The organism is [Clostridium] fimetarium, assembly GCF_900111235.1.
In the GTDB taxonomy this organism is placed as follows: Bacteria; Bacillota; Clostridia; order Lachnospirales; family Lachnospiraceae; genus Clostridium_N; species Clostridium_N fimetarium.
Genome location: NZ_FOJI01000012.1, coordinates 27,131 through 47,322, shown reverse-complemented (window position 1 = coordinate 47,322; position 20,192 = coordinate 27,131). Strand labels below are relative to the sequence as shown.

Here is a 20,192-nt window from a genome sequence, read left to right as displayed (position 1 = left end):
CGCTAGCTTTACCTCACCTTTATTTAAAATAAATATAGTTCAATTATACTGAATTTGTATTATTCAAATCAAAAGGAGAGATGAAAAATGAATTTAATGAAATGTAATTATGGAGGGGCTTTTAAAATGAAGCACAAATCAAAATTCGCAGCTTTATTATTAGTTACTGCAATCAGCAGTCAAAGTGTAAGTATTGCTTTTGCAGCAAATGGAGTGGATCAATCAGCAATAGACCCTAAATCTGCAGCATATGGTTATTATGTAGATGTTTATAAAAATAATTCTTCAAGTAATAAGACTCCTGTAACAAACCCATCAATAGGTGTTCTTTCAGGTTTCCTAAATCTTTGGACCCCTGGCGCTACTTGGGATACGGGAACCAAACTGAACACCTCTGTACTTGATGCAAATATCCAAAAGGTAGCTTCAATTACAAGTAACAGTACCGCAGCACAAAAAACACAAGCATATTTAGATGACCGTCGTAACCAAAATTACAGTATAATCACAGGACTTGGTTCTTATACAGATAATTTTATAACTGGTGCCAATGCCACAACAAGCGTTACTGATGTAATTCCAGCCAATGCTACAACTGTAAAGTATGATGATACAGCAAGTGCCTGGGCTGATGAAAATTCATCACTTGGTAACATCGTAAAATTAGTAAACATGGTACGTAATAGTAGTGCATCAACCTCTTCAGCAAAAGCATATTACCAATATATGCGTCCATACCGTTGGAATACAGCTGTAAGCGTAATTCCAAATCTAGTTCCATGCATAAGTCCAACCCCTGCAAGTGATGGTGGATTCCCAAGTGGGCATACCAATGCTGGTTATCTTGCATCACTTAGTTTAGCATATGCAGTACCACAGCGATTCCAGGAAATGCTTACAAGAGCATCCGATTTAGGAAATAACAGAGTCATTGCCGGTATGCATTCCTGTTTTGATGTTATAGGCGGACGTATGACCTCAACTGCAATTGTAGCTTCAGCATTAAATGATCCTGCAAATGCAGCTTTAAAGCAATCAGCCTACACACAAGCACAAAGCACATTACTTACACAAACCGGAACTTCTGTTGATAAATATAGTGGCTATGCAACTAATTTAAAGAATTACACAGATCGCTTAACTTATGGATTTGCACAGACCGGTGATACAACAAAAGCAATGGTCGTACCAAAAGGAGCAGAAGTATTGCTCGAAACACGTCTCCCATATCTTGACGCAACACAACGTCGTTGGGTTTTATATTCAACAGGTTTGGCTTCTGGTTATCCAGTACTCGATGATGTAGAAGGTTGGGGCCGTTTAAATCTTTTCGCTGCCGCAAATGGTTACGGTGCAATGAACAATGACGTAACCGTAACAATGGATGCTTCAAAAGGTGGATATAATGCTTCAGATAACTGGAAAAACGATATTTCTGGTAGCGGAACCCTTACAAAACAAGGAACAGGAACCTTAATTTTATCTGGAAATAATACATATACCGGCGGTACCGTTCTTGCACAAGGTATCCTTGAAGCAGATTCTAGTAAAGCATTTGGAACCGGAAATGTTTCAAATAACGGTGGTACAATAAGTGAAAATGTCCCAGATAGCTTGACGATCAAAGGTAACTTCAGCCAATCTCAAAACGGTACACTTGAACTTAACATTGACAGCAGTGACGATTTACTTAATATTACTGGCGAAGCGACCCTTGGTGGAACATTAAAACTTAACTTTGTAAATAACTACGTGCCTGATGTTAATACAGCTTTCATTTCATATGGCACACTTACAAATAGTACAGCATTTTCATCTGTTCAAATAAGTGGTCTTTCAGATTCCTACAAAGTTGCGATTGATGGAACATCATTTAAAATAGTATCTGCTAATGCCGCTGCTACTGTTGATCCAGCAATCATTACTACACCTAAGACTGGCGATACATTTAATTTAGCTTTATATGTTTTACTATTCATAGGTTCAGTTTCTACCAGTGCTATTGTTATGATAAATAAAAAGAGAGTCATTTAGATATAACGATACTTAAAAACTATATTTAATAAGGCGAACCGCACATACGGATACTATTCTAAAATAGCCACTCAAGTCATTTTCAACATGACTTGAGTGGCTATTTTAATTAAATAAGTTTTTATTGCTGTTCCTACTCACAAAATTCATCTTTCCATGCCTCATATTTTGCAAGTCTGACATCGCTTTCAAAAATCATAGACTTGGATAAAACTATCTTATATTTTTTCATGAAATGTCAATAAATGCTTTCACCTTTGAATCTAGCTTAATGTTATCATTCTTTTTCAACGCATATTTAATTAATTCAATTGAAGCTTCCTTTGCGTAAAGCTTATAAAAGAATTCTTTTTGCTTACCATTTTTAATATAAAAAATTATTACAGGAGCGCTTTCTCGATAGTAGCCAATTTCAATTTTCTCTATCAAGTCAAATTTAATCGTTATTGATTGATAAAATTGTATAATAACAACCTTATCATCATAAAGATTCATAAAACTAATATAACAAATTGCAATAATTAACAATACAAATATAATTATATAAAGACCATTTTTAATAAAAATATATGCCAGTAGGCTATATACAACTGCAATAACTAATAAAAAAATAGAGTAAAAACGTGGAAAGTAACTTTGGATTTTCATTTTTCCTTCTTGATATGATATATCGATAAGATCATATCATATCTCTCCTTTTCTAGTTTGTAATTACAATTAAATTATAAGAAAACAATTGATCTAGTCCTATAAACGACTTATATTTCAGTACCAATTGCTTGTTTTTATATTACCATTTACTTCCATAATTTACAATTATTTTTTACTTTTTGTTTTTACTTTGTTCCCTTATGTGTTATTATCTAATGACAAACAAAAGAGGATAAAATCATGAAAAAAGATATTGCTAACATTAGTAAAAAGAACAAATGTATTATAATAGCCACATCCATAATTTTGATTTTCGCTGCGATATTTCTATCACAAACACCCCGTAGCGAGGACCGTATTTCAATTCTAAATGTTTCAAATAACTATAATTCAGGAACTACTCTTGGCGTTTCACAAAATAAAACAATGTCAATACGTCTTCCGGATGAATTCAAAAAACTTGCTTTTGAATATGCAGCCGCTAAAAAAGCAGCTTCTGAGGCGGCGGAACTTGCTAAAACCGCTATGGAAGAGGCAAAAGATACACAAGCAGCGCTTATCGCAAAGGTAGAAAAAATCGAAGATATAAAATCCTTTGTTAAAAACAATGACAAAGAAACTGTATATAATGCTATTATGGGAACTGATGATTCAGAAAAGATATACTTACCAGAAGTCGACGTAACTGTTAATGTCAGTAATATCAAAACTAAAAACGTTCAATTACCAGTTGCTTACTTGTCCCAGTTACCCGAATTACCAACTGGCTGCGAAATAACTTCACTCACAACTGTATTAAATTATTTCGAATATAATGTTGACAAATGTACTATGGCTGATAGATACCTACCAAAATGTAGCCTAGGCGAAGGCAGCTTTTGGGATTATTTCTTAGGAGACCCAAGAGATCCTTATTCATTTGGTTGTTATGCTAGTCCAATTGTTACAGCTGCTAATTCATATTTGGCAACACAGGGAAATCAACATAAAGCATATAACTTTAGCAATAGTAGTTTTTCAACATTACTTCAGCAAATTGAAGCTGGCTTCCCAGTAGTTTTATGGTCCACAATGGACTTAAGTGAAGCTTATATGACAATGCAGTGGGATGTCAACGGAGAGACTATCCAATGGACAGCTCCTGAGCATTGTGTTGTTATGATTGGTTATGATTTGAATGCCAAAACCGTAACAATATCAGATCCTATGTGTGGAATGGTGATTCGTGACTTAGAAACAATGGCAAAAAGATATGAACAGATGCCACAGTCAAGCTGTTGTAATAAAGCCTATCCCAAAAGCAATAGAACCAACTACTGAAGCAACAACACAGCCAACTACTGAGAAAAGCACCGAAAAAACAACTGCTGCATCAAATGATGATAGCACTAAATCATCAACCGAGACGAGTACTCCCGTTGCGAACAAGTAAATTGAGGCGTATTAGACTCAACAATCTCAATACATAGAACAAACTCTAAATAAAGATCCCCCTACGAATTCATTTTTTCTTTTATTTTCTCCCAAGAAATCGGTGTATAATTAATTCTTTCTGCACATGCACAGAAAGAATGTTTAGATGAATCAACATATATTTCGTTGCCGTGAACATGCCCATATATATTTGCATATGGCATATTCTTATTTAGGTACAATGGCTTATGGGAGATCATCCAAAATTCTTCAATTATAATTGGATAAGCATAAACACTTTCAAATCCACATTCCCTATAATACGCTTCTGTTTCTAAATCATGATTTCCAATAATTAGGATTTTTTTACCAGCTAACGAATTGCATATTTCTTTCGTCTTTTCAAAACCATAAAATGAAAAATCACCTATCAAAAAAACAGTGTCCTCTTCGCTCACAACACTATTCCAACGGCGTATCATTTCATTATCCATTTCTTCAACATCTTTGAAAGGTCGTCGTTCAAATACGATCACTTCTTTATGACCAAAATGCGTATCCCCTATAAAAAATATATTGCTCATTATTTTTTTCTCCTTCGAATTTTGTTATTTTACTTAGCATTTCTAATATTTATTATATATCAAATTCATCTATCAAACCATAAAATCACTATTTACTGAGCAATTACAAATAAAAAGTTCCATATCAGTCAATTTCAAATAATAAATTGCTGATATGGAACTTCTTACCTACTATTTTAAATATTTACTTCTAATCGAATATCTAACTATCAATAACTACTTATTGTTCAACGCTGCCTGCGCCGCATCGGTTCAGCGGTGAGCAATGGTAATTGCTAAATTGATAGGATCAATAATTAACCAATTTCAATCTACCTCCCATTCTGGATAGTAATTCATTTGTGATACTGTCTGAATTTTCGGCAACCTCTGTGGCAAATATTTCATCTTGTCCGTCTTTTCCAATTATGGTAACTATATCACCTATTTCGGTATTAGAAATATCTGTTATATCAATGGTAAGCTGATCCATACAAACTCGCCCGACAATAGGTACGCGGTAGCCGTGTATAAGAACACTACCATTACCGCATGAAATGTTTCTCGGTAGTCCATCCGCATATCCAATGGGTAATATGGCTATGCGGCTATCTCTGGTTGCAATAAATTTTCTGTCATATCCAACGCTTTCTCCCTTTGTAATCGCTCGGATAAGTACTATTCGTGTTTTTAAAGATAAAACAGGGTGTAAATCAAGCTGCAATTTTGTTTTATCGTTTCCGGAGCTGAATACTCCATATAAAGCAATGCCTATTCTTGCATAGTTACATTCAATCTCTGGATAATTCAAAAGGCCATAGCTACTTTGAATATGCGTTTGGGGTAACTTTATACCTTGTTTTGAAAGAATATCAAGCAAATCATAAAATCCAGATATCTGAGTGTGTGTAAACTCTACATCCGTAATTTCAAGGCTCTCTGAAACACATAGATGCGTATATATACCACATATTTTCAAATACCTCATTTTGAAAGTTTTCGCGATTTTATCAATGTCGTATTTATTAAAACCAAGGCGATGCATCCCTGTGTCAATTTTTATATGTGTGTTGATAATGTAACCCTGCTTGTTCAAAAGAACGGCATAGTCATAATCAAGCAATGTCTGTGTAAGTTCGTATTTATGAAGTTCTTTTGCCCTCATTGGACTTGTATATCCCATAATCAAGATTTCACCTTGAATTCCACCTTGTCGCAGTTTTAAACCTTCATCAATTGTTGCAACCGCAAATGCAGTTATCCCTATTTTGTTTAGGCATTTTGATACGGCTAAAGCTCCGTGACCATATCCTTCTGCCTTTACAACCGCCATCATCTTACAATCCTCAGGCATAGCCGCTTGCAATACCCTTGCGTTATGCATCAAATTATCTAAATTCACTTCAATCCACGACCTATCGGTACCATCATATACGCAAACTTCCTTTGGTTCTACTTTTATTCGTGCCATCAATGCTACTAGAATAAATGATGCAGCAGCAGAAGATACTCCAACCACAAGATAATGCACAAAACTGTTATCAATCAATAAAGCTTGCAGCCCAACTGTTTTTGCAAAACCACGAACAACAATTATCAGCATAGGGTGAATAATATAAATTATCAGAGCCAAATTTCTCAATGTAGAACTTCGGCGTCCTCGCAGATATGTAAGGGCGCTAAACAGGAAAAGCATACACGGAATAAGCATAATATACATACTGTCATGACGCTGGACGCCCCACTTATGTAAAAGCAATCCCTCTGTCAGCATAAGAAAAAATGAAACAATGAATCCTATTAGATTGTTTCTCAATGAAAGATGCCATTTTTCACTTGCAATAGTGCCGCCTAGTACAAAGAATATTGGAGCGAAAAAAATGCCGTTTCGTGTATAATCTGAAACCTCAAACAGATTGGTATATAGGCTTTTTAAGAACGGGATTTGTAAGGAAAAACCAAAGTAACTGTCACCAAATAGTCCAATTATATATATAATAGCAGTAGCTATAAGCGCCAATTTCAAGCCTATTTTTTTAACCAACAACCATGCAATGGATGCACCAATAATAGCCGCAGAAAGATACCACAAATGATAGAACGTTCCATCAAATACAATATCCTTCAAAATATTTGGTAGTAGGTTGTCTGCGGTGAAATATCCGTTATATATATTTACCGGGATATAGAGTGCGATTGAGATACCATATATATATGAAGTTCGTTTGATAAAAGTCTTTAGCTTATCAGCGTTATAATTGTATTCTGCAATCATGAAAAATCCCGATGTCATAAAGAAAAACGGAACAGCTGTACGCGCAACGATACGTGTGAAAATAAAATCAGCAGTATTGTTGTAAGTTGCCAATGGTGATGTATGAATTGCTATAATTAAAAATGCAGCGATCATTCTAAAATAATCTATTCCTGCATATCCTTCTTTTTTATTCATTCCTCTTGCCTCCATAGGGTTATGATAAAGCCGTCAACATTATTACCTGAAACTTGATAAAGACAATTCTCCGGCATATTTAGTTTTATTTGCTTGTAAAGGAGGATTGGAGCATAGAATATTTCTATTGTCCTTTTTCCTCGGATTATTTCCAAATGTTCCCCATCATAGGGGTATTGCTTAATGTCTTCAATATACTCTTCAAAAGAAAGTCCTTTTGTCGTCATAATTTCTGAATGAGGATAACCAACAAAACGAAAATGCCATGGTTCGTGAGCGATGCCTGTAATCGCTTCTTTGCCGCTTTGATAGCGTTCAATAAAACCATATTTAGGTGCTCTTTTGCGAAATTTATCACAGATTCCATCATAAGGGAAATTAGGCCGGATAAAGTCAATGACATCCTTTTTCAAACCCAGATCGATAGCGTAACCTGTTTGATGCTCACTGCACTGTGGAAGTGCGACATACTTTTCCGTAAATACTCGTCCACTTTCACTGAGAGATTTTGCGTATATTTGTTCCTGCTCTTCGTTTGAACGGTAGCCACTTACTAGTACTATCTCATCTATGCAATTCATATCACTCAATATATGGGACATTGCAGTCCTCGCACCTAGTTCCATAAGAATATTCGAGTGATTTTCATCCGCTGAAATAATTCCTATATTACTTTCAGATTTAATCGGATATTTTGCATTTACAAGAATCAAATTTCCTGTATGAACATCATTCCTATTTAGTATAAGGGTTGTCATTATACTTCACACAGTCCGATCAGCCTGTCCAAAACATCTTCAAAGGACAAATCGATAGCTTTCATCATATTTGGGTAACGGCTGTGAGTGGTAAAGCCAGGAATAGTATTTACTTCGTTAAAAACGATATCATTGCTTGGCGTTAAGAACATATCAACCCTTGCAAAGCCGGAGCATCCAAGCACCTTATAAATAGTGCATGCGGTTTCTTGTATCCTTTTCTCGGTATGCATATCTATTCTTGCAGGTATATGAATTTTTGAACTTTTTAAGGTGTATTTTTCTGTATAGTCAAAGAAACCATCGGTAAGCTCGATTTCATCAATTCTGCCCATCAGTAAATCGGTGTTCCCCAATACGGCACAGCCAACCTCAAAACCGTCAACATTTTCTTCTATGATAACTTCGCTATCGTGTTCAAAAGCAACTGCCAATGCTCTAGGCAATTCTTCTTTATTTTTTATTTTTGTTATTCCCAATGATGATCCGGCCCGTACAGGTTTTACGTATAACGGATATTTTAATTTTTGTGTTACGTCAGAAAGCATATCGCCGTTTATCGGTTGTTTCATAACTATCGCCTGTGGTACAAGAATTCCCACACTATGAACAATTGTATGTGCTTTGTCTTTATCCATGCACAGTGCTGAACTAAGTGTATTACACCCAACTAGTGGTATGCCTGCCAATTCAAGCAAACCCTGCACCGTACCGTCCTCACCGTTCTTTCCATGTAATACAGGGAATGCAGCATCAAGTTTTATAACCTTATTTCTATTTGAGTTGAGTTCAATAATTCCGCTGATACTACGATTTTGTGAAACAACAATTGGCGTTAGTTTTGTTATATCTTCAAGCCAAGTATCGCTTTGAATATGTTCATAAATACCAGAATATCGAAACCAATCTCCACTTTTACTAATCCCGAGTGGGATTATGTCGTATTTCTCTTTATTCAAGTGTATCAACACAGCGTAAGCTGACTGCAGAGATACGGCATATTCTGTAGAGAGTCCTCCAAATATAACTGCAATTCGTTTTTTTCCCATTTTCTAATTCTCCTTTTTATTTATAATTTTTCAAATACTCTTCAAGACAAATACCTTGTTCATATATTTCTTTTGCCACTTCTTGACCAACATATCTGTAATGCCAAGGTTCATAACTTGTACCTGTTATTTCAACTTTGTCGGAAGGATATCTCAAAATAAAACCATATTTGTAGCTGTTTTTCGCCAACCATTGATATACCTCTTCATTGGTGCATTTACCTTTTTCAGCATTAATATCAAGAGCCAATCCTAATTGATGCTCACTCGTTCCGGGCACAGCCACCCATTTTTTTGCTAATGTTTCAGCTTCGCTTTTTGAATAGCCTTCTGTAATATAAGCTTTGATTTTATCGTCAAGCATCTTTTGTTGTTGCGCTGCTGTACGATAGGCCTCTCCAATAAGCGGATATACTCCTACCTTTTTTGCAGCATCAAACATCTCTTGTAAATGCAGATAAATTCGCTCATCTACCTGATAACCATTTCTGATTGTCTTTAACTTAACCGAGTAGTTGTCAGGAATATAGTTGCAATAATTTACAAGAAGCAAATTCCAAGTAGTGTTTCTTTGCGTATCTATGATACTGTTCTGAGCAGCTGATTGTGCAACACTTGAAATATTGTCTCTAATTTGATTCGCTTTTTGTTTGCCACCGATATTTGCAACGTAAATTACTATAGTAAGGAAAAATAGGATGAATATGGCTAAAGTAGTATTTTTTATTTTGCGTTTCGTCGCTTTCCTGTTTTTTTTAGCAGACATTAATGAATTGTATTTTGGTTCTTCCTTCATAATTTTTTTCCTTCCTCTTATTAGCACGAAACAAAAGAGCACCCTTACTTCGGTACATGAATTGTACCAAAATTAAGAATGCTCTTTTTCCGTTTTTCTATAATGAAATTCTATTTCTTTGTGACAAAATTCTTACGATTTTCCTACAAAGCTGGAATTACCAAATTAAAAGTAATAATTTCATCTTCACTATTTGCTGCAATAGTACCTCCATGTAATTCGATAATTTCCTTTGTAATTGCAAGGCCAAGACCAGCACCTCCACTTTTTGTGGCCCGAGCAGAATCCAAACGATAAAACTGTTCAAAAATCCGATCAAGTTTTCCTTTTGGAATTGTATTACCATGATTTATAAAGTTGATTTTTACGTTATTGATATCCTGTGTAACAACAATATCAATCATACTTCCCTCAAAGCTATAATTTACTGCATTGTGTAATAAATTATCAAAGACACGTTGCATTTTATCCACATCGCATTTTATCATCAAATCAGGTGCAACGTTTAATGTGCATTGCAAATTCTTCTCCGAAAACATTGGCTTGAATTCATAAATAAGTTGTTCGAGCATACGTGTTAAATTCACTTTACTCAACTCAAGTGTTATGTTAGTAAGGTTAAAGCGAGTAATTTCAAAAAACTCGTTAATTAAATCTTCAAGACGTTCTGCTTTACCCAACGAAATGGATAAATACTTTTCACGTAGTTCCTCCGAGATCTTGATTTCATCACGGAGCAATGTCAAATAACCGATGACGGATGTAAGCGGCGTTTTTAAGTCGTGTGCCAGATAAACCACAAGATCGTTTTTCCGCTGTTCGGCTTCTCTTGCAGCACGTTCGCTATCACGTACTGTCATTTTAATTTGATTCATTTGCAATTCAATTTCTTTTAATTCCTCTGGAAGCACAATTAAACTGTCGTCTAAATGATACAAATTTTCAGTTGCATCTACTATTTTTTCCAGATACTGAAACGGCTTTCTCCAATAATAGAGAAAAATAATACAAAAACCTATTCCAAAATATAAAAATGCAATCATGTAGATTCTAACACCAAACCATTGAGCAATTCGATAAAATATTTCATAACCTCGCCAAGTAAAAAGACCATAAAATGTTACGGCTGCCACGAACACCACTATACCTGACAATGTGTATAATACAATTGCAGTTATCAGACGAAATAAAATCCGTCTGGAGATGCTTTTACTTCGATTTTTTAGTTTTTTGTTTTCATTATTCAACCTTATACCCCACTCCCCATACAGTTTTAATGAATTTAGGATTTTTAGCAGGCTCGTGTAATTTTTCGCGTAAACGCGCAATGTGTGCCATAACGGTATTGTTGTTATCTAGATATTTTTCGTCCCATACCGCTTCAAACAGTTCCTCGGAAGATACAACCTTTCCTCTGTGTTCGCCTAAATACCAGAGGATTGAAAACTCAATAGGTGTTAGTGTTAGTTCTTTCCCGAATAACGTGCATTTGTGCATATCCTTGTTCATTATCAGTCCTTTTATATCATACTCGTTAATAACTGCTGTATGTTGCTCATCAGTATGATTGTATCGCACATATCTTCTTAGTTGTGTCTTTACTCGTGCAACAACCTCTAACGGATTAAATGGCTTGGTTATGTAATCGTCCGCACCGATGGTAAGTCCCATAATCTTGTCCATATCTTCAACCTTTGCAGTCAGCATAATAATAGGAAAGAAGTGGGTTTCACGAATTTTTTGACAAATATGAAATCCATCAAGATCGGGAAGCATTACATCTAAAATTGCCAAATCCAATTTATTGGTTTCGATAAAGTTGAGTGCGTCCACTCCATTATAAAACTTATATACTAAATAGCCGTCATTTTTTAAGTACACCTCAATCAAATCGGCAATTTCTTTTTCATCATCCACAATCAAAATACTTTCACTCATTAGTCTCGTCACTCCCCTTGTCAGTTCTGTCTGATAATACTTATGCCTCTTTTTTATATCTTTATCAATTAACATTTTCACAGTTTATTATAGCTCACGTTCACACTGAGTCAACCTATTTTAATATAGTATATCAAAATAGGTTTTAAAATACAATGTTTAGGTCTTATTATAACACCTGTCCTTTCTACCGCTATTATTTGACAATAAAATAAGAGTACTATTCTCTATTGTATTTCTACAATCAAAAATAGCACTCTTATTTTCGTGTTCAAAACAAATTGTTTAGAAGGTTTTCTTACAGCATAAATTATTGCTCTTTGTGAAGTTTAACAATATATAATAGCCCAAACACTAACAGTTATGTCGCCCCACTAATTGTACCTTAAGTACCTTCCACCACTCTTTCTATATAATTTCGCCTCAGTGTCAATTAATTCGATCTACAAATGAAGAATATACACCATCTATCTTATCAATCCATATATCTACCTCATTTTTTTCTTCCTCACTATTTACTTTTGGCTCCCCCACCAACTGAATTGCATATTCATAAGCCTCCCTCAAGCGCATAAACCCTTCCGCATCCTCTTCAGAATTTACGAAAACAAGCCTTTTCCTGTATGCCAACTTAATACCGTCTTCGTTACTTGTCTCAGATATTTCTAGAGCCTTCCAAATATCCTTTTTATCCAATCTATTTTCCCCCTACACAATTTTTTTGTAATTTCCATGATATAAATGTATCCTTCAAAAACACTTTAATCCAGATAGACTTTTAGCATATTCAATTATTTTATCTATTTTATTTTCTTGAATCAAGTTATCAAGTTTCCTATCATCCATTTCTAACTCTCCCTATCATTTAACTTCAACACCGATTTCTGTATCTTTTATATAATTCTCTAAAACAAAAGAATCGAATCTATTGTTCTGAAAAATTAAGTAATCAAATTATAAAGACATTACAACTTATATTTCTATAAATTGTAATGTCTTTTTGTATATAAGCATTATAAAGTACCACAAACCTTAATGATAATATCAGCCCACAGATTATGCCTTAAATATCTCCATAACTATTTCTATAAATTTTTGCTTCAACGCTGCCTGCGCGAATAGGGTACACCTGCCGTAACAAATATTTATTTCATAGCACCTCTAGCCTGCGTTCCACCCCACTCAACAACGGTGAATCCTACTCTTGTAAATGGTTTTAATTCCTGCTCTTCTACCTGTATCGGTTTATCTAATGGTTTATAGACCATCATAACTCGTAATATCGAGTCTGGCTCTGGGGTGATTTTAAGCTGTGCCAGATCCTCATAATCATTCCCAGCAAAAGTGATAAAATTATACGCATTCTCTTGAAGAATAGGAAGCCAATATACGATAAATTCATTATATTCCTTCGGTATTAGCCCCATATATTCAAGTTTTTCCTGGAGGAACTTTTCAGTGTCCGCTCCTTTTACCACAAAGCCTGTTGACATATCCAACTCTGTATTGGTTATCCCTTCCCAATACAAATATGAATATTCCCTATTATCTACGATATTTGTAAGCGTACCATCAGGATGTGCAATTACATCCCATCCGTCATTATATTGGGGATATGTGCATGTCAATTTACCATCGTAGTTTAATTGTACTTTCACTTGTTGTTCTGTAGTCGGATAAAGATATATCACTGGTTTTTTTTCAGATTCACCTATATATCTATCACATGCTGTTAAAAAAGCAGTAAGCAATAACATAATCGATGATATTAAAAGTATTCTTCTTAAACCTATGGTTTTCTTCATATACTCCCCTGTACTACCCCCATGGTAGTGTCCAATATATTACTTACTTGTGTTTTCTTTCAATGCCGCCTGTGCCGCCGCCAACCGAGCAATCGGAACTCTAAATGGAGAACAAGACACATAATTGAGTCCAATCTTGTGACAAAATTCTACGGAGGCTGGATCGCCACCATGCTCGCCACAAATTCCTAGTTTCAAGTTTGGCCTTACCGAGCGCCCCTTCTTTGCCGCCATCTCGACTAGCTGGCCTACGCCGCTCTGGTCAAGTCGTGCAAATGGATCTGATTCAAAAATCTTCGTTTTATAATAAGCATCTAAGAACTTGCCTGCATCATCTCTTGAAAATCCAAAGGTCATCTGCGTCAAATCATTTGTTCCAAATGAGAAGAATTCTGCTTCTTCTGCTATTTCGTTTGCTAAAAGAGCAGCTCTTGGTATTTCAATCATTGTTCCAATCATATACTTGATATCAGAATTCTTTTCTTTCTTCACTTTTTCTGCTGTCTCAACTACGATGTCCTTTACGTATTTCAGTTCTTTCTTCTCACAAACAAGTGGTATCATGATTTCTGGTATAATATTGAAGCCCTTTTCATCATTTATTTCAATCGCTGCTTCCATAACTGCTCTTGTCTGCATTCTTGCGATTTCTGGGTAGGTTACTGCAAGACGGCATCCACGATGTCCCATCATTGGATTAAATTCATGAAGGGATGTACAAGCATCTTTGATTTGCTCAATAGACAGTCCCATATCCGCTGCCAAATCTGCAATATCTTTTTCATCTGTTGGTAAAAATTCGTGAAGTGGTGGATCTAGGAACCGAATGGTGACTGGTCTGCCTTCCATTACTTCATAGATTCCTTTGAAATCTGCCTTCTGGAATGGAATCAATTCATTTAATGCCTCTTCTCTAGCCTCTTGCGAAGTTGATAGAATCATCCTACGAATCTTTGGTATTCTATCTGGTTCAAAGAACATATGCTCTGTACGGCAAAGACCAATACCTTGTGCACCAAGCTTAACCGCATTGGCTGCATCAGCTGGTGTGTCTGCATTTGCTCTTACCTTTAAGGTTCTATAACCATCAGCCCAACCCATAATTCTTTCAAAGTTGCCTCCGATAACGGCTTCCTCTGTACTGATATCACCTAAGTAGATTTTGCCTGTTGAACCATCGAGCGAAATATAATCTCCCTCTGAAATGGTTTCTCCACCAAGCTCAAATACCTTTGCTTGTTCATCAATCCTGATTTCACCACAGCCTGATACGCATGCGGTTCCCATTCCACGTGCTACTACTGCTGCATGTGAGGTCATGCCGCCACGTACTGTTAAAATTCCTTCTGCTGCATGCATGCCTTCTATATCTTCCGGTGATGTCTCTAAACGAACAAGAATTACTCTTTCACCGTCGTCATTATGTTTTTTCGCTTCATCCGCTGTAAAGTATACTTTACCTGATGCTGCTCCAGGGGATGCTGGTAGTGCCTGGCCAAGAACTTTACCATCTTTTAGCGCTTGTGGCACGAATATTGGATGTAATAATTGATCTAGTGATTTTGCATCAATCCTCTTAACCGCTTCTTCTGGCGTGATTTTTCCTTCATCTACTAAATCACATGCGATTTGCAAAGCTGCTGGTGCAGTTCTTTTGCCATTTCTTGTTTGCAAGAAGTAAAGTGTTTCATCTTCAATGGTGAATTCCATATCCTGCATATCTGCATAATGAGCTTCTAATTTATTTGCGATCTCCATAAAACGTTCAAACACCTTAGGCATATCTGCTGCAAGCTTAGTAATCGGCTGTGGTGTTCTAATTCCTGCTACAACATCTTCTCCTTGTGCATTGATTAAATATTCTCCGTATATTCCCTTTTCACCAGTTGATGGGTTTCTTGTAAATGCTACACCTGTACCCGAAGTATTTCCCATATTACCAAATACCATTGCTTGTACATTTACTGCTGTTCCCCAATCTCCTGGGATATCGTTCATTCTTCTATAGACAATTGCTCTTGGATTATCCCATGAACGAAAAACAGCCTTTACCGCTTCCATTAACTGCACGGTTGGTTCCTGTGGAAATTCTTCACCCATTTTTTCTTTGTAAATGGCCTTATATCTAACAATAACTGCCTTCAAATCATCCGCAGTTAAATCAGTATCGAATTTTACTCCTTTGGAATCCTTAGCTTCTGTCAAGATTCCCTCGAAAAATGTTTTGCTCATCTCCATTACTACATCTGAAAACATTTGAATAAATCTTCTATAAGAATCATATGCAAATCTTGCATTACCTGTTCTCTTCGCAAATCCTTCTACAGATATATCATTTAGCCCTAGATTTAAAATTGTATCCATCATTCCTGGCATAGATGCTCTTGCTCCAGATCTTACTGATACTAAAAGCGGATTTTCTGTATCCCCAAATTTCTTACCTTGTTGCTCCTCAAGTGTCTTCAACGAATCGAAAATCTGTGCCTGTATCTCCTCGGTAATCTCCTTTCCACTTTTGTAATAATCTGTACAAGCCTCCGTTGTTACTGTAAAACCTTGTGGAATTGGCAACCCAAGATTTGTCATCTCTGCTAGATTAGAGCCCTTTCCCCCTAGCAGATTCTTCATCTCTGCACTGCCTTCCTTAAATAAATACACCCATTTGTTCATTAAAAATCCTCCTTTTACTTATGATTTTTCTTTGTAACTTTTTAACCAAATACGAATACGAAAACACGAAAACAAAAACGATTAAATTATCTTACTGTATAACTTAATTATATTACATTTTGTGGAAAATACAATCAAAAAAGAGAAATAATGTTTTTTTAAAAAACATTATTTCTCTTTTTTTGATTGTATTAAATATATTCATGTGATTTTTTATTAGGATCGCAAAATGATAAACCTAAAATAACTATACTTCCTATTGTAAATACCACTCCCACCATCACGGTTGCCATAATTCGAAGCCAACTTGCCTGCCATTCAAAATAAAACTTTTTCGCTAAATATATTCCATCGTATAACATGACTGACGACAATGCATATGTAAACGAACTAACAAATAGTTGTACTAATACTTCAATTGGCTTTCTTTCCAATAATAGAATGTCCAATGAGCTTGCTCTCTTCTTTCTCTTCTCTGTAATACCTATAAATATAGCAGTAAGTGCTCCTTGAATTATTATTATAAACGTCATGCTAAAATTATCGTTTTTAATATGATTCATAAAAACATATGAATAAATAGAAATGAATATGATGAGATTCATTATTCCAAATAACATATTGTTATTTTTAATATACATATATCCTTTCTTCTTTTCTTCCAATAAGTTTTTTTCTATATCCATATTTTCGATTTTTTCTCCCTCTAACATTTTTTCTAGTATCTGTTTTACTTGATGTGCCTGCAGTATCTTCCCTTCATTCTCAGCAAGTTTTTCACCAATAACCGTTCTGCAATCTTCGTTATTCATATATTTACGAATATCATCTACAGAAAAATCAAGAAGTCGGTACTTTTTTATTAACAGTAACGTATTTACATTTTCCTCATTATACTCTTTGTATCCATTCTCCTTTTTAGAAATGTTAATCAAACCACATTCTTCATAATAACGAATTGCTTTTTTAGTAAGTCCCGTCGTTACTTCAACCTCTTTAATTTGCATAGCAATCCCCCTTCTATTCTAGTTCTACACCGTGCCCCTGGGTAACAGTCAAGTATTATTTTAACATAGCAGATAAACTTTGTGTATTGTATTACCAAAGCATTACTCACTATAAATATTACTATGAATATCACTACGTATATCACTACGAATATCACTATGAATAATACCATCATTATTCCTGTATTTTTAAAACTCTTAACTATATTTTAAATATTGCTTTTACATGACTTCAATATCAATTCTCCAATTCTCATCTTGTACTTTATTTCGGAATCAGATATTATATAATTTAAGGGATATAAGAAAGTGGTGAAAGTTATGGAGGAAAAAGTCAGAGTAGTGGAACGTGCTTTTGATATTATTGAAGCACTTGCCTGTTCACGAAAATCAATGAGTGTGACAGATATTGCCAAATCAACAAAAATAAGTAAGTCAACTGCATTTCGCCTTTTACAGACCATGCATTCACGTGGTTTTGTAGAAAAAGACGAAAATCAGGCTTATTCAATTGGCTATAAATTGATTGATGTTGTAAGCAGTCATATTAATACATTGGAACTCCAGACCGAAGCAAAGTCTTATCTTGAAGCACTACGAGCCGAATTCAACATGGCTGTACATCTAGGAATTTTACATGGAGCGGATATTTCTTATATCGAAAACCTCGATATATCCCTTCCTATGAACAAATATACCCAAGCAGGATATCGATCTCCAGCATATTGCTCTTCCATGGGAAAGTGTCTACTATCTTGTTTATCAGGGGAAGAACTTGAAACATTATTATATAATTATACCTTCAAAAAATATACCGAATATACAATTACCAATCCAAATGAATTCAAGCAATACCTAAAACAAGTCAGAAGACAGGGTTGGGCAATGGACAACCAGGAATATTGTCTCGGACAGCGCTGTGTTGCCGCGCCAATTTTTGATTACCGCTCAGATGCCATAGCCTCCATCAGCATCAGTGGAACCACCAATCAAATTACCGATGAAAAATTACCCGAAATCATCGGTAAGGTTAAACAAGCCGCCGATAATATATCCCACCGCCTCGGCTATGCATGAGCTTGGTTGTTTTGGTTGGACGGACGAAAAACCCTATGGATGTCCTCTTGTTCGCTATTGCCTCTACAGTCATATGGGATTATCTGCATTCGGTTTGACACAAAAACAGTGTCAACCGCCTGCAGACAATCTCATATGACTGTAACGGCAAATGCGTACAATTGAGGACATCCATAGGGTTTTTCTACTCGTCGCGCAAAACAACCGGCGCCGCCCCTTCAAAGAAAAAACATACCGGCCCGGATGATTGTGAAGGATCTAATGCTTCGGATGCTTCTAGTCTTCTAGTCTTTTCGTCTTCTAGTCTTCTAGTCTTTTAGTCTTCTAAGGGGGGCGATGAAATCCTTTCAACGAGCAGAAGAAACGGATATAGTTCCTCAATTGTCCGCATTTGCCGTTACAGCCATACGCGATTGTCTGCAGGCGGTTGACACATCTTTTTGTGTCGAACCGAATGCAGACAATCCCGTATGGCTGTAGAGGCAATAGCGAACAAGAGGAACTATATCCGTTTCTTCGTCCGTCTACAAAATATTTTTGAGTACAATTGTCTTTGTCGTTGTCATTTCGTTGAATGTACTTAAAACGCCTTCTGTCCCGATACCAGAGAATTTGTATCCACCAAATGGCATTTCGAAGCTTCTAAAGAAACTTGCTCCGTTAATTACTGAACCGCCGCACTCCAATGCATTGGCAACTTTGAATGCAGTTTTCATATTTTCACTGAACACACAACCGCAAAGTCCAAATATAGATGCATTTGCAATTTCGATTGCTTCTTCCACTGTGTCAAATGCTATGATTGGAACAACTGGTCCGAATATTTCCATATCGATTGCAACATCTGCAGTTTTTGGAACATCAATGATAACAGTTGGATCGTAGAATGCACCACTTCGCTTTCCGCCAAGGATAATTCTACCGCCCTGATCTACTGTGAGATTTACTTGCTTTTCAACATCAATTGCTGCTTTTTCGCTGATTAAGCAACCCATTTGAGCTGTTTCTTCAGATGGCATACCGCGCTTAATTGCGCTAATTTTCTCAACAGCCTTTGCAGCAAATTCTTCAACGCGGCTACTATGTACAAGAAATCGTTTGGAAGCACAGCATACTTGCCCTGTGTTATACATTCTACCCCAAATAAGTTCTGTTGTTGCAAGATCAACATCTGCATCTTCACATACGATAAATGCATCATTTCCACCAAGCTCTAATGCCACATGCGTTAAGTTGCCAGCGGCTGTCTTTGCTGTTTCAATGCCAACTTCGGTTGAACCTGTTAATGTGATTAAATGTACATCGGGATTTGAGCAAAGCCATGCACCAACTTTTGAACCACGACCTGTCACAATTTGAATTGCTCCATCGGTTACACCTGCGTCAACCAATAATTTCGATAACTTGCAAAGTGTTAAAGGATTGTCGGTAGATGGTTTCACAATGGCAGCATTTCCAGATAACAATGCAGGTGCTACCTTCTGATCAAATAGGTCGCAAGGAAAATTAAATGGAATGATGCATGCAACTACACCGATAGGCTCTCTTTGTGTAAATAATATGTGTTTATCCTGTCCCGCTTCCAAGCCTGCTGGAATCACTTCTCCGTATAAATGCTTAGCCTTCTCGCTAAACGCCTCAAACGCTATCGCAATATTCCCAATTTCGCCTCTCGCTTCATTAATTGGTTTACCTGTTTCATCTGACAATGTTCTTGCCAGGCTCTCTTTATTCTCTTCTACTAAAGCAATAAATTTTCTCATAATAGTTGATTTTTCATATACTGGAACTTTTGCCCATATTTTTTGAGCTGCCTTTGCAGCACTTACAGCATTTTTAATGTCTTCCTCAGTTGCCGCTGGGACTGTATCAATAAGCTTGCCTGTTGCTGGATTTAATATTTCAAGTACTTTACCGTCTGAAGCTTCTACTAACTTACCATTAATAATCATGTTCATATTAATGTCCTCCTTTATATT

General features: G+C 36.0%; 16 protein-coding genes. 3 read left to right on the top strand and 13 right to left on the bottom strand.

The window, feature by feature from the left end; translation table 11 throughout:
* Nucleotides 1–87: 87 nt before the first annotated feature.
* The gene (locus BMY18_RS14650; protein WP_207647449.1) at nt 88–2,034 is read left to right on the top strand and encodes an acid phosphatase; all 1,947 of its coding nucleotides are present in this window, start codon (nt 88–90) and stop codon (nt 2,032–2,034) included.
* 228 nt (nt 2,035–2,262) lie between these two features.
* Here BMY18_RS14650 and BMY18_RS14645 read toward each other — a convergent pair whose 3' ends face one another.
* Nucleotides 2,263–2,682, bottom strand: a complete 420-nt coding sequence (locus BMY18_RS14645) for a hypothetical protein (RefSeq protein WP_092455371.1) — start codon at nt 2,680–2,682, stop codon at nt 2,263–2,265.
* A 243-nt stretch (nt 2,683–2,925) separates the two neighbouring features.
* Here BMY18_RS14645 and BMY18_RS14640 point away from each other — a divergent pair, with 243 nt between their 5' ends.
* A complete protein-coding gene (locus tag BMY18_RS14640) occupies nt 2,926–4,005 on the top strand; it encodes a C39 family peptidase (RefSeq protein WP_092455369.1) in 1,080 nt (359 codons plus the stop codon).
* A gap of 173 nt (nt 4,006–4,178) precedes the next feature.
* On the opposite strand, the gene BMY18_RS14635 is transcribed toward BMY18_RS14640, so the two are convergent.
* The 11 genes from BMY18_RS14635 to BMY18_RS14585 all read right to left on the bottom strand — a co-directional run bounded on the left by BMY18_RS14635 (nt 4,179) and on the right by BMY18_RS14585 (nt 17,136).
* Entirely contained in the window at nt 4,179–4,682 is a 504-nt protein-coding gene (locus BMY18_RS14635; protein ID WP_092455366.1) for a metallophosphoesterase, read from the bottom strand.
* A gap of 289 nt (nt 4,683–4,971) precedes the next feature.
* Complete coding sequence (gene vanT, locus BMY18_RS14630; protein WP_092455364.1) at nt 4,972–7,113, bottom strand: serine racemase VanT catalytic subunit; 2,142 nt, start codon at nt 7,111–7,113, stop codon at nt 4,972–4,974.
* Complete coding sequence (locus BMY18_RS14625; RefSeq protein ID WP_092455362.1) at nt 7,110–7,871, bottom strand: D-alanyl-D-alanine carboxypeptidase family protein; 762 nt, start codon at nt 7,869–7,871, stop codon at nt 7,110–7,112. The genes vanT and BMY18_RS14625 overlap by 4 nt, the downstream gene beginning before the upstream one ends.
* Nucleotides 7,871–8,920, bottom strand: a complete 1,050-nt coding sequence (vanG, locus tag BMY18_RS14620) for a D-alanine--D-serine ligase VanG (protein ID WP_092455360.1) — start codon at nt 8,918–8,920, stop codon at nt 7,871–7,873. The genes BMY18_RS14625 and vanG overlap by 1 nt, the downstream gene beginning before the upstream one ends.
* A 16-nt stretch (nt 8,921–8,936) precedes the next feature.
* Nucleotides 8,937–9,716, bottom strand: a complete 780-nt coding sequence (locus tag BMY18_RS14615; RefSeq protein ID WP_242941051.1) for a M15 family metallopeptidase — start codon at nt 9,714–9,716, stop codon at nt 8,937–8,939.
* Nucleotides 9,717–9,859: 143 nt separating this feature from the next.
* Nucleotides 9,860–10,963, bottom strand: coding sequence for a vancomycin resistance histidine kinase VanS (gene vanS / locus BMY18_RS14610; RefSeq protein WP_242941050.1), 1,104 nt, complete (start codon nt 10,961–10,963; stop codon nt 9,860–9,862).
* Nucleotides 10,956–11,654 carry a VanR-ABDEGLN family response regulator transcription factor gene (gene vanR / locus BMY18_RS14605; RefSeq protein WP_092455359.1) on the bottom strand — a complete coding sequence of 233 codons (699 nt, stop codon included), beginning with the start codon at nt 11,652–11,654 and terminating at the stop codon, nt 10,956–10,958. Before vanR ends, vanS begins: the two co-directional genes overlap by 8 nt.
* A 429-nt stretch (nt 11,655–12,083) precedes the next feature.
* Entirely contained in the window at nt 12,084–12,350 is a 267-nt protein-coding gene (locus BMY18_RS14600) for a hypothetical protein (RefSeq protein WP_092455357.1), read from the bottom strand.
* Nucleotides 12,351–12,799: 449 nt separating this feature from the next.
* The gene (locus BMY18_RS21425; RefSeq protein ID WP_092455355.1) at nt 12,800–13,459 is read right to left on the bottom strand and encodes a hypothetical protein; all 660 of its coding nucleotides are present in this window, start codon (nt 13,457–13,459) and stop codon (nt 12,800–12,802) included.
* Nucleotides 13,460–13,498: 39 nt separating this feature from the next.
* Nucleotides 13,499–16,129 carry a pyruvate, phosphate dikinase gene (gene ppdK, locus BMY18_RS14590; protein ID WP_092455353.1) on the bottom strand — a complete coding sequence of 877 codons (2,631 nt, stop codon included), beginning with the start codon at nt 16,127–16,129 and terminating at the stop codon, nt 13,499–13,501.
* Nucleotides 16,130–16,320: 191 nt separating this feature from the next.
* Nucleotides 16,321–17,136: a MerR family transcriptional regulator gene (locus tag BMY18_RS14585; RefSeq protein WP_092455351.1), complete on the bottom strand. Its 816-nt coding sequence runs from the start codon at nt 17,134–17,136 to the stop codon at nt 16,321–16,323.
* Between the two features lie 321 nt (nt 17,137–17,457).
* On the opposite strand from BMY18_RS14585, the gene BMY18_RS14580 reads away from it, so the two are divergent.
* The gene (locus BMY18_RS14580; protein WP_092455349.1) at nt 17,458–18,213 is read left to right on the top strand and encodes an IclR family transcriptional regulator; all 756 of its coding nucleotides are present in this window, start codon (nt 17,458–17,460) and stop codon (nt 18,211–18,213) included.
* A 524-nt stretch (nt 18,214–18,737) separates the two neighbouring features.
* Here BMY18_RS14580 and BMY18_RS14575 read toward each other — a convergent pair.
* Nucleotides 18,738–20,171, bottom strand: a complete 1,434-nt coding sequence (locus BMY18_RS14575) for an aldehyde dehydrogenase family protein (RefSeq protein WP_092455347.1) — start codon at nt 20,169–20,171, stop codon at nt 18,738–18,740.
* Between the last annotated feature and the right edge of the window lie 21 nt (nt 20,172–20,192).